Source organism: Burkholderia sp. JPY481, from assembly GCF_038900515.1.
GTDB lineage: Bacteria > Pseudomonadota > Gammaproteobacteria > Burkholderiales > Burkholderiaceae > Paraburkholderia > Paraburkholderia youngii.
Genome location: NZ_JAYMRT010000003.1, coordinates 238223 through 254551, shown reverse-complemented (window position 1 = coordinate 254551; position 16329 = coordinate 238223). Strand labels below are relative to the sequence as shown.

Below are 16329 nucleotides of genomic sequence, written 5' to 3'. Positions count from 1 at the left end.
CGATTGAGTGATCCTATGCCTGCGCAGTACTTTCGAAGCCTGACGGGAAAACACCGCAGCACGAGCGCGAACCGTCAGCTCGGGTTTTCTCTTGCCTTCGTCGCCGGCGCCACCAATGCCGGCGGCTTCCTCGCGGTCAGGCAATACACGTCGCACATGAGCGGCATCGTGTCCGCGATCGCGGACCAGGCGGCGCTCGGCGACCTGCGGCTGGTGCTCGCCGGCATCGGTTCGCTGGCGTCGTTTCTGGTAGGAGCGGGGTGCTCGGCGGTGCTCGTCAACTGGGGGCGCCGCCGCAGCCTGCAAAGCCAGTACGTGCTGCCGTTGGTGGTCGAGGCCGCGCTGCTGCTGCTGTTCGGTCTGCTCGGCAGCCACCTTGCGCTACGCGAAGCGTTTTTCGTCCCTCTGACCGTGATCCTGCTGTGCTTCATCATGGGGTTGCAGAATGCGATGATCACGAAGCTGTCGGGTGCGGAGATCCGTACCACACACATGACCGGCATCGTCACGGACCTCGGTATCGAGTTGGGTAAGCTTTTTTACTGGAATCGCTCGGCACTCGTCGACGATGAGCACGCGGTCATCGCAAACCGCGCGAAGCTGAAGATCCATGGCACGATGCTCGCGTCGTTCTTCGTGGGCGGGCTGATTGGCGCAATCGGTTTCAAGCATGTGGGCTACGTGTCGACCGTGCCGCTCGCTGGCGCACTCGTCACACTGGCGATCGTGCCGGTCGTCGATGATCTGCTGACCTATCTCTGCCGCTTCGAGCGCAGGCACTGAACTCACGGGAGGACGGGAGAATGCTGGCGTGAAATGCCGGTTCTGATCGTGCCGTCGAAGGCAAATGCATTATAATTTGGTTAGCATATTTGCCGACTCGTCCTCGCAATGGAAACGAAAACCGCACGCCTGACCGTCCTGATCGACCCCGCCAAGAAAGAGGCATTCGAAATGCTCTGCTCGGCGCAGGATCTGACGCCGTCACAAGTCGTCCGCCAACTGATCCGCGAGTATCTCGAGCGTCACGGCGTGACCTACAAGACCAAGAGCCCGCTTGCCAAGCGCGGAAAGTAACGCCCGGATCGACACCTCACGCCGGTCAACCGCCGATTTCCCAGTGCCCCTGTCCTTGCTCACGCCAGATCAGTCGCTTCGGATCGAGGCGCTCTCCCTCTTTCAGGCGGCGAGCAGTAACGGACAGTTTGAGTTCGTCTGCAAAGGCAAACGAGAGGGCACGCTCCAATAGCACTTGTCTGGGCGGCAAACGATGCCCGCTTTTCCACGCGAACGCGACGAAGTTGCTGTCGTCGCCGCACCGAACGAGCGCATAGCAAGCGCCAAATACGGATTTCAGCCACTCGAGGTGCTGCGGTATGGCCGGATCATCGTCCGTGAAGTTGATGACGAGGACGCCCGTCTCGGTCAGTCGCTCGCGGCAGGCGGCGAAGAATGCGAGGTTCGCACAGCGGCTCGCGATTCCTTCCGCGACAAACGCATCGAGCAGGATCACGTCCGTGCGGATGTCGTCCTGCATCAGGTAGTCCGCGCCGTCGGCGCAAATCACCTTGAACCGCGCGTCGTCCGCGGGAATTCTGAATACGTCGCGCAGCGCGATCACCTCGGGGCTGATCTCGACTGCGTCGATCGCGACCTCGGGCAGATGCCGATAGCAATATTTCGCCAGCGATCCCCCACCTAGTCCGATCATGCAGATGTGCGTGGGGGCGGGCTGCAGCAACAGAAATCCCATCATCGCGCGCGTGTAGCCGAGCGTGAGCTTCTCCGGGTTCCTGAGCGACATGAAGCTCTGAGTGGAGAAGTGATCGAAGTGCAGCGACACCGCGTGCTGTGTCTCCAGCACGAACGGTTGACCATCACTGATTGGCGTGGACATGAATTTGACGAACGCGTCGTACGAGGTTCGATCCTCAGCCATTCTCGGTATGCTCGGGTAACCAACCATTCGATTGAATCATGCACTGCGGACCGCGCTTCGGAGCGGGGCCGCCAACGGCGAACGGCCCGTCAAACTTTCTTCAGAAAGCAGGCCTTAAGCATGAAGCTGCCGGCGTCGGTCTTGCAGTCGATTTCGTGATCGCCGCCGACGATCCGGATGCTCTTCACCTTGGTGCCCATCTTCAGCGTGATCGATGAACCCTTGACGCGCAAATCCTTGATCAGCACGACCGAATCACCGTCGGCCAGCACGTTGCCGTTCGCATCCTTGACGACGCTGCCGGTGGGTTCATCGCTCGCATCGGCGCCGGCGTTTGCCGACCATTCGTGACCGCAGTCCGCGCACACGTACAGCGTGCCGTCAGGGTAAGTGTTTTCCATTGCGCATTGCGGGCATGCGGGGGCAGCGTTCATTGCAGCTTCCATTGAAACGATTTCAAGTCAGTCAGTAAAAAGCAGGCGGGCAACCCGCCTCGCCAGAACCTGCCGTCGTACCGACGGCTCACTGGCGCACAAAATTATAATCCAATACACATCTTCTTACCTTCCAATTAGCATCTGCTTTCAGCGCCATTCATCAGACTTGCGGGCAGCTTCACTGCGGATGTCGACCGGTTCGAGCAGGATGGAAAGTTGCGGGTGATAAATTTGCAACGGGCCAACCGGGCCAAAATGGGGTCGGTGTTCGGTGCCATAGGCGACGGAGGGACGATCATGGCGAAGCTGCGCATTGCGACGTTCAACATCAACGGAATCCGCTCGCGCCAGGCGGCGCTATTGCAATGGCTCGAGCGCGAGGCGCCGGACGTCGTGTGTCTGCAGGAACTGAAGGCGGTGGATAGCGCGTTTCCCGTCGACGCATTGCGCGAAGCCGGTTATGGCGCGGTGTGGCAAGGCCAGAGTGCATGGAACGGCGTGGCGATTCTGGCCAAAGGCGACGCGCCGCTCGAGCGGCGGCGCGGTCTGCCCGGTTTCGAAGACGACACGCACAGCCGCTACATCGAGGCCGCGGTCGGCGGCGTGCTGATCGTGTGTCTGTACCTGCCGAACGGCAACCCGCAGCCCGGCCCCAAGTTCGACTACAAGCTCGCGTGGTTCGATCATCTGATCGCGCATGCGGCGCAGCTGTACGAGAGCGGCCACCCGGTCGTGATCGCCGGCGACTTCAACGTCGTGCCGACCGACGAAGACATCTACAACCCGCGCTCGTGGCTAAAGGACGCGCTGTTGCAGCCGGAGAGCCGGGAGCGCTATCGCAAGCTGCTCGCGCAAGGCTGGACCGATGCGCTGCGCACGCATTTCGGCGACGAGCGTGTGTACACGTTCTGGGATTATTTTCGCCGTCATTGGGACACGAATTCGGGGCTGCGCATCGATCATCTGCTGCTGAGCGCGGATCTCGCGCCGCGTCTGCGCGATGCGGGCGTCGACCGCTGGGTGCGCGGCGAACCGCATGCGAGCGACCATGCGCCGACGTGGATCGAACTGGAGATGGGTGCCAGCCGCAAGAAGAAGAGCGGCTAGTAAAGCAGCGGGCGATCCGCTTGCCGCGGACCGCCCGCCCTGGTGCGACTGCTTCGCACTGTCGATCGGCGCCCATGATCCGGCGCCGTGCCTGCATCAGTCGTAGTCGCGACCGCCGCGCGACCACAGCGCGCCCATCACGAACCCGGCGAGTGCGACGACAGCCAGCGTCGTGAACGGGTTTTCGGCTGTCGTGTCGCGCACGAGGCTCGTCGTGTTCGCGCATAACTGCTGCGCCTTGCCGCTCAATTCGCGCGCCTTGCCTGCCACCTGCGCGCTGGTGTCGCCGACTGCGTCGCCGACCGCGCTTTGCACCTTGCCGGCGACTTCCTTTACCGCGCCTGCCGCTGAATTCGTGTCCATATGCATCGCTCCTGTTGTCATATTTACGTGCGGGCGCGCTGCAATTGCAACGCGCCCGCACAAGGGCGCCGCGCAAGCCGCGCCAGTGCGGCGTCAGCCTGCGTCAGTGACGAAAGGGGTGCAAGAAGTGCGCCCGGCAACGCGGCGCAACGCATCCGGCCAGATGGAATGTGCTGGAACATCATCGTCGGCGCCTGGAATTGATGCCGACGAACACGGCCAGCACCATCAGAAAACTGCCGAACAGCAGCGCGGAATTGACCAGCACCTGGCGCAGCCCGAGCGTTTCGACGTCGATGAACGGATACGGATAGAAATCCGACAGGCTGCCGCGCCAGAACGTGATGCCGAGATAGGCGAGCGGATAGACGAGCCACAACAGGCAGTGGCGCAAGCGCAGATGGAAGCGCGGCACGAACAGCACCCAGTAGAGCGCGGCCAGCATCGGCAGCGCGCTGTGCAGCGACTCGTTGAGCAGGCGCCGGTAGGGTGACAGCGGCCACAGTCCGCGCAACAGCACGTTGTACGCGATGCCGACGAACACCATGTACGCGACCACCGCGGTCACGACGGTCGGCTGCCGGAAAAAGCGCACGAGCGGCGAGCGGTGCTTCCATAGCGCGACGCAGGTGAAGCAGAACGCGCTGGCGAGCACCGTCAGATTGGTCAGGTAGCTGCTCATGCGCGCGAGCGCGTCGAACACGGTGAGCCCGCGCGCGAGCGTGCGATCGATCGTCAGGTCGGCTTGCGCGAGGGTCGCCATCCACGCGATCAGCGCAATGACTGCCGCCAACGTCAGCGACGACACACTGGGCGTATGCAGCGGCAACTCGGATTCGCGCTGCGGAACGAGAGTAGGGCGCATGCGCTCGATTCTACGCGCGGTGCGCGCGCGCTCGCATGTGCTTTCGCGCGTATGCGAGCCGGCGGTTGCGAAAATGCTACGGGGTACTACGGGTGACGGTGGCGGGTCGCAAATCCGGTTGCAGCCGCGCCGACAAGGCCGGAAGCGCCGCGCTCACTGGTGACGATTCATCCAGCGTGCTACGGCCGCCGTCATGGAAGAACGCCTGCTCCGCGGCCTTGTTCAGCACGAGGATGCTGATGCGCCGGTTGGTCGGCTCGTCGGAGACTTGGCTGTTCAGCGGCAGCACGTCGGCGAGGCCGCGCACCTGCAGCAGCTTTTCGCCGCGCATGCCGCCGGCCACGAGCGCACGGCGCGCGGCATTCGCACGCTCGGACGACAGCTCCCAGTTCGAGTAGCCTTCGGGGCCGGCCGTGTAGGGCACCGCGTCGGTGTGGCCCGCGATCGAAATGCGGTTGTCCACGTCGTTCAGCGCCGCGCCGATCTGCGCGAGGATCGTGACCGCGTACGGTTGCAGCTTCGAACTGCCGGACGCGAACATCGGCCGGTTCTGCGAATCGACGATTTCGATGCGCAGGCCCTCGTTCGTGATCGAGATGCGGATCTGGTCCTTGAACGCCTTCAGCACGGGGCTCTGCTCGATCAGCGCGCTGAGTTTCGCCTTCAGCTGCTGCAAGCGCTCGGCATCCATCGGCGTGGCGGCGGGCGTCGCGCCGCGCGGCGGCGTCGGCTCACTCTGGCTCTTCGTGCCGACGCCGGGCCGCGGGTCGGAGATATCGCGCCCGCCGCCCTGCACGACCCTCGGCCGCGCCGCTGCGGTGCCTTCCTTGCCGCCGAGCAGGCTCGACAGCGGTGTGTTGAAGTAATCCTCGATGCCCTGCTTGTCGTATTTCGACGTCGAGCCGAGCAGCCACATCAGCAGGAAAAACGCCATCATCGCGGTGACGAAGTCGGCGTAGGCGATCTTCCATGCGCCGCCGTGGTGCGCGCCGTGCTCATCGACCTTCCTCGAACGGCGCACGATGACCGGCGCGGGCGTCTCTAACTGCGACGCGCGCGATCTTTTCTCTCTCATGTTGCCGCCCCGGGTCAGGCCGACTTCGGCATCTTCGTCGCGCGCACCGCGTCGTCGAGTTCCTGGAAGCTCGGGCGGTCGGCGTTGAACAACACCTTGCGGCCGAATTCCACCGCGACCGGTGGCGCGTAGCCGGACAGCGATGCGAGCAGTACAGCCTTCACGCATTGATAAGGCTTGGCTTCAGCGCGACCCTTCGCGTTCAGCAGATCGGCGACGGGGCCGATAAAACCATACGCAAGCAGAATGCCGAGGAAGGTGCCGACCAGCGCGCCCGCGATCATCTCGCCGAGCACGGCGGGCGGCGCGCCGACCGAGCCCATCGTATGCACGACACCCATCACCGCGGCGACGATGCCGAACGCGGGCAGGCCGTCGGCCATCTTCTGGATCGCGTTGGCCGCCACCGACGCTTCCGCGTGATGCGTGGCCAGTTCCTCGTCCATCAGGTCCTGCATTTCGTGCACATTGACGTTGCCGCCCGAAATCATGCGCAGATAGTCGACGATGAAATCGAGCAGATGATGATCCTCCAGCACGTGCGAGTACTTCTGGAAAATCACGCTCTCTTCCGGGCTGGTGACGTCGGTTTCGAGCGCCATCATCCCTTCCTTGCGCGCCTTTTGCAGCAGTTCATACAGCAACGCGATCAACTGCAGATATTTCTCTTTCGTATAGCCGCCGCTTTTGAAGCACGACGGCAGTACCTTGATGGTTTTCTTCAGCGTCGAGGTCGGATTGCTAACGACGAACGCGCCGATTGCCGCACCGAAAATACATAGCAATTCGAATGGCTGTACGAGTGCCGGCAGATGTCCGCCGACGCCAACAAAACTTCCGATCACAGAACCGATTACCAACACCCACCCGATTGCGACAAACATGCTTTCTCCGTTTTCCCTTGCGCGACGCACGTTAGTGAACAGTGCGGAACAGGCCCTTTTTCAAGGGCTTTTCGTGCGTCGCGAACTTCTGCATGGATGGGTATACGGCGCGCTTCGCGTTTGCTGAAGTGCATGGCGCGACTAAAAAATGAAATTTCACCAAACGGTTAGTTTCGGTTGCAGAAAGTCGGTAAGTTTGTCCGCTTTTGAGTGCGATGAGCGCGAATCGGGGTGCGTGCAAAGCGCCGGAACATTTTTACCGATGCCGTTTTCGAACCCGTTATGATCGCGCGTGCAACCCTCGGTTTTAACCACGCGATGCGCGGAAAGCAAAAACGGAGAGAAAGCATGAAAGCCAACACCATTGCCGAACGGGAAGCGCGCGGCCGCGCCGCACGCGAGCGTTCGAAACGCTCGAGCCATCGGGCGGTCGGCGAGTTGCACCGCGACCCGATCGAGCTGCTGAAGCAAAGCAGCGCGGAGCGCGTCGTGAATCTGGTGCCGCTGCGCTATGGGCGCATGGCAGCCTCGCCGTTTGCGTTCCATCGCGGCAGTGCGATTCTGCAAGCGCACGATCTGAGCAAGGTGCACGACAGCGGGCTCAGCATGCCGATCTGCGGTGACGGCCATCTGATGAATTTCGCCGGCTTCGCGACTTCCGAGCGGCAGCTGGTCTTCGACCTGAACGACTTCGACGAAGTCTCGATCGGCCCGTTCGAATGGGACCTGAAACGCTTGTGCGCGAGCCTCGTCGTGGCTGCGCGGCAGATGCGCCTGAGCCGCGGCACCGCCGAGAGTCTCGTGATGACCGCGGTCGGCTCGTATCGCGATCGCGTCGCGCAATACGCGCAGTTCGGCGCGCTCGACCTGTGGTACGACCGCATCACGTTCGACCGCATGGCCGAGATCGCATTGACGCCCGAGCGCCGGCGCGCGGTGCGGCGCGCCATGGAAAAGGCCGCGAGCCGCACGCACGAAAGCCTGCTGCAAAAAATGGCGTCGTTCGATGGCAATCGTTGGACCATCCACGACACGCCGCCCGCGCTGTTTCATGTGCTCGGTGCGAACACGCTGTTTACGGCCGAGGAAACCGAAACCTACCGGACCGGCAACGTCGAAAAGACGATCGAGCAGGTGTGGGGCGAGTACCGCAAGTCGATGTCGCACGATAGGCGCGAACTGCTCGATCACTTCACGAGGCACGACGTCGTGTTCAAAGTGGCCGGCGTCGGCAGCGTCGGCACGCGTTGTCTGGTCGTGCTGCTCGTCGATCACATGGGCAAGCCGTTGTTCCTCCAGATGAAGGAGGCGCGGCCATCGGTGATCGCGCAGTTCTATAAGTCGCCGGCGGTCAAGCATCAGGGCGAGCGCGTCGTGCAAGGACAGCGGCTGCTGCAAACCGCGAGCGACGTGTTCCTCGGCTGGGGGACGGGACCGCACGGGCGGCAGTTCTATTTCCGCCAACTGCGCGACATGAGGCTGTCCGCGAATATCGAGCTGTTCGACAGCGATCTGCTCGACGGCTATGCGCGGCTATGCGGCTGGATCATGGCGCGCGCGCACGCGAAGGCGAGCGGGCAGGCGATCGAGATCAGCGCGTACATCGGCCGCGGCGATCAGTTCGCCGAAGCGCTGAGCGGCTACGCGAGCGCTTATGCGGATCAGGTGGAGCGCGGCTACGACGTGTTCATCAAAGCGTGCCGCAGCGGCAAGCTCGAAGCGCGTACCGATGAGGATATGGCGGCGGATTTTCGCGTGTAGCGCTGTTTGCGGTGAGTGTCACTTCACGTGCGATCGTCACGCATCGACACGCGCTTCGCGCAGCGTGACGAACCGCAGATGCCGCTCGCGCGCCGCTTCGATCACGCTCGGCAGCACCGCGAGAATCAGCGGCTGGCCTTCGACCGTCAGCGCGGCGTTGCCATCGTGCAGCAGCAGGATGTCGCGCGCGGCGAGGCCATCGAGCAGCCGCCGCGCGACCACGTGCGGGTTGCGCTCGCGCGTATCGTAGCCGCGCCGTGTCCATGCGGCGAGACGCAGATCGAGCTTGCGCAGCACCGGCTCCAGAAAGAGGTTGCGCAGTCCGGCGGGCGCGCGGAAGAACATCGGCCGCGCGCCGCTGATGGTTTCGAGCGTGCGTTGCGCGGCGGCGATCTCGCGCGTCAACGCGTGCGGAAACGTGACCGAAAACGTATGCACGTGCACCTGCGAATGGTTTTCGAGCGCATGTCCACGTGCGACGATCTCACGCGCGAGCTGCGGATAGCGCTCGACCTTCGAGCCGATGCAGAAGAATGTCGCGCGCACATCGAACGCGTCGAGCAGATCGAGCACTTGCGGCGTGACAACGGGGTCGGGGCCGTCGTCGATGGTCAGCGCGATCGCATCCGCGTTGCGCGGGCTCGCGGGCAGGCGGGTCCAGTTCGGTCCGAGCAGCGTCGTGCGCGGCAACAGTCCGGTGATCGTAAACAGCGCGTGATTCGCGACGATCGCGGCGAGCCACCATGGCCACGCGGCCGGTGCAACAGCCACGCCGATCAGCACGATCACGTGCCAGCCGATCGTGCCGTTCAGCAGTGCGGAGTTGCGGCTGCGCGGCCAGCGGCGCGGCGGGTTCGGGCATTCATTCATCGAAACGTGCTTCCAGTACGCCTTCGTCCGTCCACGGAAGGCTGTGAATCTTGCGCGCGATGCGCAACCGCGAACGATACCACTGTTGCGCGCGCCGACGTGCCACGGTCGGCGGCCACGTGCCCGACGAAAGCGCGCTGAAAGACTGCTGCGGTTTGCGATCGCCGATGCGCTGTTGTATGGTGCGGAGCGAAAAGCGGCGCGCGTGTCGATGGCGATCGGACCGGTTGCCGGCAAAAGCGCGCGTCCCGACCCAATACAACAGGAGATGCGCGATGTGGCAATCAGGAAACGGCAAAGTGGCGCTGGTGACGGGCGCGGGCAGCGGCATCGGCCGCGCGTGCGCGCTGACGCTTGCGAAGCACGGCTATAGCGTGGTGTTCGCCGGGCGTCGCCAGGCCGCACTCGATGCGGTCGCGCAGGAAGCGCAGGCGCAGCACGGCGACGCGCTCGCGGTGTCGTGCGACGTGACCGACGCCGACAGCGTCGCCGCGCTATACGACACGATCCGCGCGCGCTTCGGCCGGCTCGACGTGCTGTTCAACAACGCGGGACGCAACGGCTCGCCCGTCGACCTCGACGAAGTGAGCATCGACGAATGGCGCTCGATCGTCGACACCAACCTGAACGGCGTATTCCTGTGCACGCGCGCGGCGTTCGGCCTGATGAAGACGCAAAACCCGCGCGGCGGCCGCATCATCAACAACGGCTCGATCTCGGCGCACGCGCCGCGTCCGAACAGCGCCGCCTACACGGCGACCAAACACGCAATTACCGGGCTCACGAAGGCGGTGTCGCTCGACGGCCGCAAATACGACATCGTGTGCGGGCAGATCGACATCGGCAACGCGGGAACCGAGATGGCCGCGCGGATGGCGCGGGGCGTGCCGCAAGCCAACGGCGAGATCGCGGTCGAGCCGTTGATGGACGTGCAGCACGTCGCCGATGCGGTGCTGCATATGGCGAGCCTGCCGCTGTCGGCGAACGTGCAGTTCATGACGATCATGGCGAGCAAGATGCCGTTCGTCGGGCGCGGCTGAGCGGCGCGCAGCACCGTCTCGCAACCGGGAGCGGCGCGCACGCGTTCAACTTATACTGGGCGCTCCGTCGTCTCTCGAAGCAAAGCCACGCGCCGTGCCCCGCGCCAAACCCAGCGACGACCCGCCGCCGCAGCCGCCCGTGCGGCCCGATCTCGACGACTGCTGTCACAGCGGCTGCACGCAGTGCGTGTTCGATCTCTACGACGAAGCACTGGAGCGCTACGAGATCGCGCTGGCTGCGTGGCAGAAGCGGCAGGCGCAGAAAGCGCGGCCCGCGCGGCGGCCCGACACGCAAGGCGCGAAGTCGAAGCCGCAAGCGGACGCGCGTCGCTCGGCCGCCAGGCGCGGCAAACCGAACCCACACCGCTGATGCGCACAAGCAACTCCACGTCCCCGTCATGACCGACCTTCAGCTCACGCCGACCGAATCCCTCGCCGACCCGCACACGCTCGACGATCTGCATCGCTTCGTGCAGCGTCATCCGCGCCTGTTCGTGCTGACCGGCGCGGGCATCAGCACGGACTCCGGCATCCCCGGCTATCGTGACGACAACGGCGCATGGAAGCGCTCGCCGCCGATCACGTTGCAGGAGTTCCTCGGCACGCTGGCGATGCGTCAGCGCTACTGGGCGCGCAGCATGGTCGGCTGGCCGCTGGTCGCGCGCGCGCAACCGAATGCCGCGCATGTCGCGCTCGCGCGGCTCGAAGCGGCCGGTCACGTGCCGACGCTGGTCACGCAGAACGTCGACGGCTTGCATCAGCGCGCGGGCAGCCGCGACGTGATCGAGCTGCACGGCGGCATCGACGGAGTCAGTTGTCTCGACTGCGGCATGCAGCATTCGCGCGCAGCGATCCAGCAGACGCTCGAAGCCGACAACCCCGCGCTGCTCGACGTCACGGCCGAAGCCGCGGCCGATGGCGACGCGCATCTCGAGTGGCACGATCTCGGCGGTTTTCGCGTGCCGGCATGCTCGAACTGCGGCGGGCTGCTGAAGCCGTCGGTGGTGTTCTTCGGCGAGAACGTGCCGAAGGCGCGGGTCGTTGCGGCGTCGCATGCGCTCGATGCGGCCGACGCGGTGCTGGTGGCCGGCTCGTCGCTGATGGTGTATTCCGGCTACCGCTTCTGCGTGTGGGCGCAGCGCCAGGGCAAGCCGATCGCGGCGATCAATCTGGGCCGCACCCGCGCCGATCCGCTGTTGTCTCTGAAGGTGGCCGCGCCGTGCGGTGATACCTTGAGCGCGCTCGCTGCGTTGCTGGCGGGCGATTGAAAACGAGTACGTTCCGCGAATCACAATTAAAACCCGAGGAAACCGCATGCTGACGACGATCGAACAACTCGAAGCTCTGTACGCACAGCCAGCCGAGCGCTCGCTGCGCAAAGAGGTCCCCTATGTCAACGACGACTACCGCGCGTTCATCGCGGCCGCGCCGTTCGCGGTGCTCGCGACGAGCGGCCCCGCCGGTCTCGACTGCTCGCCGCGCGGCGATGCGCCGGGCTTCGTGCGCGTCGTCGACGAACGCACGCTCGCGCTGCCGGACCGACCCGGCAACAACCGGCTCGACAGCTTGCGCAACGTCATCGCCGATCCGCGCCTCGCGCTGCTGTTCGTGATTCCGGGTATCGGCGAGACCTTGCGCGTAAACGGCCGCGGCCGAGTCTCGAACGACGCGGCGCTGCTGGACAGTTTCGCGGTCGCCGGTAAACTGCCGCGCACCGTGCTGCTGATCGACGTCGATGCCGTGTACTTTCATTGCTCGAAGGCGATCGTGCGCTCGCAGCTGTGGGACCCGGCGCGGCATATCGCGCGCTCGGAACTGCCGAGCGCGGGCGAGATCCTGCAAAACATCATCGCCGCGAACGACGGCGAACAATTCGACGCGGCCGCCTACGATCTCGAGCTTCCCGAACGCGTGCGCGCCACGCTGTACTAACGCACATCGCAAAACCAGAACGCAAGGCCGACCATGACCGACGCCCGGCAATATTCGCCATCCGCCGAACGCAATCGCGAACCAATCCTCGCCGTGCTGCGCGATGCGCTGCCGGCGCGCGGCCGTGTGCTCGAAATCGCGAGCGGCACCGGTGAGCACGCAATCTGGTTCGCCGGCGCGCTGCCCGGTCTCGACTGGCAGCCGAGCGATGCCGACGAACAAGCGCGCGAATCGATTGCCGCGTGGACCGCGCACGCGGGGCTCGCGAACGTGCGCGAGCCGCTCGCGCTCGACGTGCATCAGCCGGACTGGGGCGTCGATGCGCTCGATGCGGTGGTCTGCATCAACATGATCCACATCTCGCCGTGGAGCGCGGCGCAGGCACTCGTCGACGGCGCGGGGCGGCGGCTCGTCGACGGCGGCGTGCTCTATCTATATGGTCCTTACCGGCGTGGCGGCGCGCATACGGCGCCGAGCAACGAAGCGTTCGAGCAGTGGCTGAAGAGTCGCGATCCCGGATGGGGCGTGCGCGATATGGAAGCGGTCGTCGCGCTCGGCGACGCGGCCGGGCTCACGTGCGAACGGGCGGTCGCGATGCCCGCGAACAACTTCAGTCTGGTGTTCAGGAAGCGGGCAGGGTAGCGGGTAGATCGGCGGGGCGCGTATTCGTTCATGCGGTCCGCCAAACCTCAGTCCGATCCCAATCCGAACCCTCCGCGCAAGCGCCGACGCGCGCACAATACCTGTCTATCTGGCGTTACGCGCAAGCTGGAGCACGGCAGGAGCACCGCAGCAGCACGAGCAACTGGCGTGCTTGCCCGCCATCAAGCGGCAAGCGCGCATTTCTTTTATCCTTTCACCCTCGACGCCGCGCCGGTGTTTTCGCAGCGCGGCGCCACGACATTTATTGGACTCTGGAGAATTCAAATGAGCAAACAGGCAATCGGCGTGGTGGGGCTGGCGGTGATGGGCCGCAATCTGGCGCTCAACATCGAGAGCCGCGGCCACGCGGTGTCGGTCTACAACCGTAGCCGCGCGAAAACCGACGAACTCATCGCCGAATATCCGGACCGCAAACTGGTGCCGGCTTTCACGCTGGAAGAGTTCGTCGACTCGCTCGAAAAGCCGCGCCGCATTCTGATGATGGTCAAGGCCGGCGAGCCGACCGACGCAACCATTGCCTCGCTCAAACCGTTGCTCGAAAAAGGCGACATCCTGATCGACGGCGGCAACACGCCTTTCACCGACACGATCCGCCGCAACCAGGAACTCGCGAAGGCGGGTCTGCACTTCATCGGCACCGGCGTGTCGGGCGGCGAGGAAGGCGCGCTGAAAGGCCCGTCGATCATGCCGGGCGGCCAGCGCGACGCGTACGACCTCGTCGCGCCGATCCTCACCGAGATCGCCGCGAAGGCGCCGGACGGCGAGCCCTGCGTCGCGTACATGGGACCGGACGGCGCGGGCCACTTCGTGAAGATGGTGCACAACGGCATCGAGTACGGCGACATGCAGCTGATCGCCGAAAGCTATGCGGTGTTGAAGCAGGTCGTCGGCTTGTCGAACGAGGAACTCGGCAAGGTCTATACCGAGTGGAACCAGGGCGAGCTCGACAGCTATCTGATCGAAATCACCTCGAAGATCTTCAGCAAGAAGGACGACGAAACCGGCAAGGACCTCGTCGACGTGATCCTCGATCGTGCCGCGCAGAAGGGCACCGGCAAATGGACCAGCCAGAACGCGCTCGACCTCGGCGCGCCGCTGCCGCTGATCACCGAGGCGGTGTTCGCGCGCGTGCTGTCGTCGCTGAAGACGCAGCGCGTGGCCGCGAGCAAGGTGCTCGAAGGTCCGCAGGCCAAGCCGCTCGAAGGCGCGAAAGAGGCGTTCATCGAATCGGTGCGCCGCGCGCTGTACTTCAGCAAGGTGATCTCGTACGCGCAGGGCTTCGCGCAGTTGCGCGCAGCGTCGGAAGAATACAAGTGGGATCTCGACTACGGCACGATCGCGAAGATCTTCCGCGCGGGCTGCATCATCCGCGCGCGCTTCCTGCAAAAGATCACCGACGCCTACACGAAGGACAAGGCGCTCGCGAACCTGCTGCTCGATCCGTACTTCCGCGACATCGCGAAGAACTACCAGGCGGCGTTGCGCGAAGTCGTGGTGGCCGCGGTCAACGCAGGGGTGCCGGTGCCGGCGTTCGCGTCGGCGATCGCATATTTCGACGCTTACCGCTCGGAGCGTCTGCCCGCGAACCTCGTGCAGGCGCAACGCGACTTCTTCGGCGCGCATACGTTCGAACGCATCGACAAGCCGGGCAGCTTCCACGCGCAGTGGAGCTAAGCAGTCGAAAAAACGGCCCGGCGCGCGTGATGGTGACAGCGCGCCGGGCCGTTGTTCATTTTGGATCAGCAACGGAGCCTTGCATTATTACGAGATACATCGTGGGTTATCTGTAAGCTTAAGCAAATGCGAAACGATTATTGCGCTACGAGGAATAGAGTTTCGCTCGTTTAAGGGTTTACCCTAGATCGTGACGCCTCTAAACTTGTTTTCAATCGCTGAGGGAAAAGCAGAAACCCCGAAGCGCACCACACAACAAGCCATTTGGAGGTTAATCATGAAGACCCTGATTTCCGCAGTTGCAATCGCCGCCGCCCTCGTTGTTCCGGTCGCTTCGTTCGCTCAAGCCAGCCAGCCGGTGACCCGCGCTCAGGTTCGCGCTGAACTGATCCAACTCGAAAAGGCCGGCTACAACCCGTCCGCCAACGACGTCAACTACCCGGTCGATATCCAGGCAGCGCAAGCACGCGTCGATGCGCAGCGCGGCACCGCCGTCGCAGCCAACCGCGCGGACACCAGCGGCTACGGCGCTCCGGCTGTCGGCACGTCGCAAGCAGGCCACGCCGTCCTTCCGGCGAAGGCCAACCGTAACTCGGTGTACTTCGGCAACTAATCGCAGTAGAAGTGTGCAGGTGTAGTTGGAAGTCGTAGTCCGCTGTAGACGCCGCGTCGTGGAGTAGCGCGAGCGCGGCGGGCAAGAAAAAACGCCATCCGGTTCGATCGGATGGCGTTTTGTCGTTTACGGCGCCGTGCTGCGGCGGATTCGCGTCAATGCAGCGTTCGCTGCCGCCGACCGATGTCGTCGAACAGTGCGCGGCTCGGCTCCAGTGCGAGCAGCCACGATTCGTCGTAGCCGCTCAGATTGTCGAGCGCCTCGCGCAGACGCTCGATCGCCACCGCGGGCAGCTCGACGCTCGCCTCGACCCCGCTCGACAGCCTCGCGACGCTCGCCAGTTGCACGAGCGCATCGGCGGCCTCGGCGACGTCGGCGGCGAAGATCAGATGGGTGTTCAGCAGTTCGACGAGGCCGGCAGACGCCGCCACATCGTCGACGTTGAGTTGCACGGCCAGAAAGGTGGCTTTGTTCATCCTCGATTCCTCCCAGAATCCCAACGTTGTCGTGTACTGCTCCGCGCGGCTTGACTGAGTATAGGCGATGGCCGATTGCCCGCAACAATCGGACGAATCGGCCGTGGCGGCTCGCTCGCCGGGACGCGCGGGCCGTGCGACCTATAATAGGGCCAGCCGTGCAAGCGCCGTCGCCGTGGGCGGACGGCGCCACTCGCGGGATTTGCGCGCTTGCCAATTGCTCATCGACCATGAAGATCATCCGCAGTAAAAGCTTTACCGCGCCGCGTGCCTGGGGTGCGCTCGACATCGCGAACATGAACGGCATCACCACGCGTCTGCATTGGACGGACCAGCCGTACAAGTGGCACGTGAACGACGGCGAGGAAGTGTTCGCCGTGCTCGACGGGCGCGTCGAGATGCGCTATCGCGAAGACGGCGTCGAATGTTCGACGGTGCTCGAAACCGGCGACGTGTTCTACGCGACGGTCGGCACCGAGCATGTCGCGCATCCGCTCGGTACGGCACGCGTGCTCGTTGTCGAAACGCAGGGAAGCGTCTGAAGAACGCGGCAGTTTGACCGCGCGCGCCAGCGCGGCGTGCGTATGGTGCGCGCGCATAATATCCAGGCGGCTACAGACAGCCGCGATG

General features: G+C 64.2%; 21 protein-coding genes. 12 read left to right on the top strand and 9 right to left on the bottom strand.

The window, feature by feature from the left end; translation table 11 throughout:
* Positions 1-15 precede the first annotated feature (15 nt).
* Positions 16-783, top strand: a complete 768-nt coding sequence (locus tag VSR82_RS10545) for a YoaK family protein (RefSeq protein WP_410850304.1) — start codon at positions 16-18, stop codon at positions 781-783.
* 108 nt (positions 784-891) lie between these two features.
* The gene (locus tag VSR82_RS10540; protein WP_090809355.1) at positions 892-1077 is read left to right on the top strand and encodes a ribbon-helix-helix protein; all 186 of its coding nucleotides are present in this window, start codon (positions 892-894) and stop codon (positions 1075-1077) included.
* Positions 1078-1102: 25 nt separating this feature from the next.
* Here VSR82_RS10540 and VSR82_RS10535 read toward each other — a convergent pair whose 3' ends face one another.
* Positions 1103-1939, bottom strand: a complete 837-nt coding sequence (locus VSR82_RS10535; protein WP_498857671.1) for a spermine/spermidine synthase domain-containing protein — start codon at positions 1937-1939, stop codon at positions 1103-1105.
* Positions 1940-2028: 89 nt separating this feature from the next.
* Positions 2029-2373, bottom strand: coding sequence for a zinc ribbon domain-containing protein YjdM (locus tag VSR82_RS10530; RefSeq protein WP_013091248.1), 345 nt, complete (start codon positions 2371-2373; stop codon positions 2029-2031).
* Between the two features lie 300 nt (positions 2374-2673).
* Here VSR82_RS10530 and xth point away from each other — a divergent pair, with 300 nt between their 5' ends.
* The gene (xth, locus tag VSR82_RS10525) at positions 2674-3483 is read left to right on the top strand and encodes an exodeoxyribonuclease III (protein WP_429457194.1); all 810 of its coding nucleotides are present in this window, start codon (positions 2674-2676) and stop codon (positions 3481-3483) included.
* Positions 3484-3579: 96 nt separating this feature from the next.
* Here xth and VSR82_RS10520 read toward each other — a convergent pair whose 3' ends face one another.
* From VSR82_RS10520 to motA, 4 genes are all read right to left on the bottom strand, one after another.
* Positions 3580-3846, bottom strand: coding sequence for a CsbD family protein (locus VSR82_RS10520; protein ID WP_013091250.1), 267 nt, complete (start codon positions 3844-3846; stop codon positions 3580-3582).
* Between the two features lie 181 nt (positions 3847-4027).
* Positions 4028-4711: a Pr6Pr family membrane protein gene (locus tag VSR82_RS10515; RefSeq protein WP_429457196.1), complete on the bottom strand. Its 684-nt coding sequence runs from the start codon at positions 4709-4711 to the stop codon at positions 4028-4030.
* A gap of 76 nt (positions 4712-4787) precedes the next feature.
* The gene (gene motB, locus VSR82_RS10510; protein ID WP_429457198.1) at positions 4788-5786 is read right to left on the bottom strand and encodes a flagellar motor protein MotB; all 999 of its coding nucleotides are present in this window, start codon (positions 5784-5786) and stop codon (positions 4788-4790) included.
* A 14-nt stretch (positions 5787-5800) separates the two neighbouring features.
* The gene (gene motA / locus VSR82_RS10505) at positions 5801-6670 is read right to left on the bottom strand and encodes a flagellar motor stator protein MotA (RefSeq protein ID WP_429457200.1); all 870 of its coding nucleotides are present in this window, start codon (positions 6668-6670) and stop codon (positions 5801-5803) included.
* Positions 6671-7018: 348 nt separating this feature from the next.
* Between motA and VSR82_RS10500 the strand changes: the two genes are divergently transcribed.
* Complete coding sequence (locus tag VSR82_RS10500) at positions 7019-8431, top strand: DUF2252 domain-containing protein (RefSeq protein ID WP_429457202.1); 1413 nt, start codon at positions 7019-7021, stop codon at positions 8429-8431.
* 36 nt (positions 8432-8467) lie between these two features.
* Here VSR82_RS10500 and VSR82_RS10495 read toward each other — a convergent pair whose 3' ends face one another.
* Together VSR82_RS10495 and VSR82_RS10490 are read right to left on the bottom strand one after the other, a co-directional pair.
* Positions 8468-9301, bottom strand: a complete 834-nt coding sequence (locus VSR82_RS10495; RefSeq protein ID WP_429457204.1) for a polysaccharide deacetylase family protein — start codon at positions 9299-9301, stop codon at positions 8468-8470.
* Positions 9294-9632, bottom strand: coding sequence for a hypothetical protein (locus VSR82_RS10490; protein ID WP_429457801.1), 339 nt, complete (start codon positions 9630-9632; stop codon positions 9294-9296). The genes VSR82_RS10495 and VSR82_RS10490 overlap by 8 nt, the downstream gene beginning before the upstream one ends.
* On the opposite strand from VSR82_RS10490, the gene VSR82_RS10485 reads away from it, so the two are divergent.
* From VSR82_RS10485 to VSR82_RS10455, 7 genes are all read left to right on the top strand, one after another.
* A complete protein-coding gene (locus VSR82_RS10485) occupies positions 9577-10341 on the top strand; it encodes an SDR family oxidoreductase (RefSeq protein ID WP_429457206.1) in 765 nt (254 codons plus the stop codon). The genes VSR82_RS10490 and VSR82_RS10485 overlap by 56 nt on opposite strands.
* Before the next feature lie 94 nt (positions 10342-10435).
* Positions 10436-10711 (top strand): oxidoreductase-like domain-containing protein, encoded by a 276-nt coding sequence (locus VSR82_RS10480; RefSeq protein ID WP_429457208.1) that lies wholly within the window; start codon positions 10436-10438, stop codon positions 10709-10711.
* A gap of 28 nt (positions 10712-10739) precedes the next feature.
* Positions 10740-11609, top strand: coding sequence for an NAD-dependent protein deacetylase (locus VSR82_RS10475; RefSeq protein ID WP_429457210.1), 870 nt, complete (start codon positions 10740-10742; stop codon positions 11607-11609).
* Between the two features lie 46 nt (positions 11610-11655).
* Positions 11656-12273 (top strand): pyridoxamine 5'-phosphate oxidase family protein, encoded by a 618-nt coding sequence (locus tag VSR82_RS10470; protein ID WP_429457212.1) that lies wholly within the window; start codon positions 11656-11658, stop codon positions 12271-12273.
* 33 nt (positions 12274-12306) lie between these two features.
* Positions 12307-12915, top strand: a complete 609-nt coding sequence (locus tag VSR82_RS10465; RefSeq protein ID WP_429457214.1) for a DUF938 domain-containing protein — start codon at positions 12307-12309, stop codon at positions 12913-12915.
* 285 nt (positions 12916-13200) lie between these two features.
* Positions 13201-14610, top strand: coding sequence for an NADP-dependent phosphogluconate dehydrogenase (gene gnd, locus VSR82_RS10460; protein WP_013091259.1), 1410 nt, complete (start codon positions 13201-13203; stop codon positions 14608-14610).
* A 277-nt stretch (positions 14611-14887) separates the two neighbouring features.
* Positions 14888-15223 (top strand): DUF4148 domain-containing protein, encoded by a 336-nt coding sequence (locus VSR82_RS10455; RefSeq protein ID WP_429457216.1) that lies wholly within the window; start codon positions 14888-14890, stop codon positions 15221-15223.
* 155 nt (positions 15224-15378) lie between these two features.
* On the opposite strand, the gene VSR82_RS10450 is transcribed toward VSR82_RS10455, so the two are convergent.
* Complete coding sequence (locus tag VSR82_RS10450; RefSeq protein WP_013091261.1) at positions 15379-15699, bottom strand: hypothetical protein; 321 nt, start codon at positions 15697-15699, stop codon at positions 15379-15381.
* A gap of 230 nt (positions 15700-15929) precedes the next feature.
* Here VSR82_RS10450 and VSR82_RS10445 point away from each other — a divergent pair, with 230 nt between their 5' ends.
* Positions 15930-16241: a cupin domain-containing protein gene (locus VSR82_RS10445; RefSeq protein ID WP_368584696.1), complete on the top strand. Its 312-nt coding sequence runs from the start codon at positions 15930-15932 to the stop codon at positions 16239-16241.
* Positions 16242-16329: the final 88 nt, after the last annotated feature.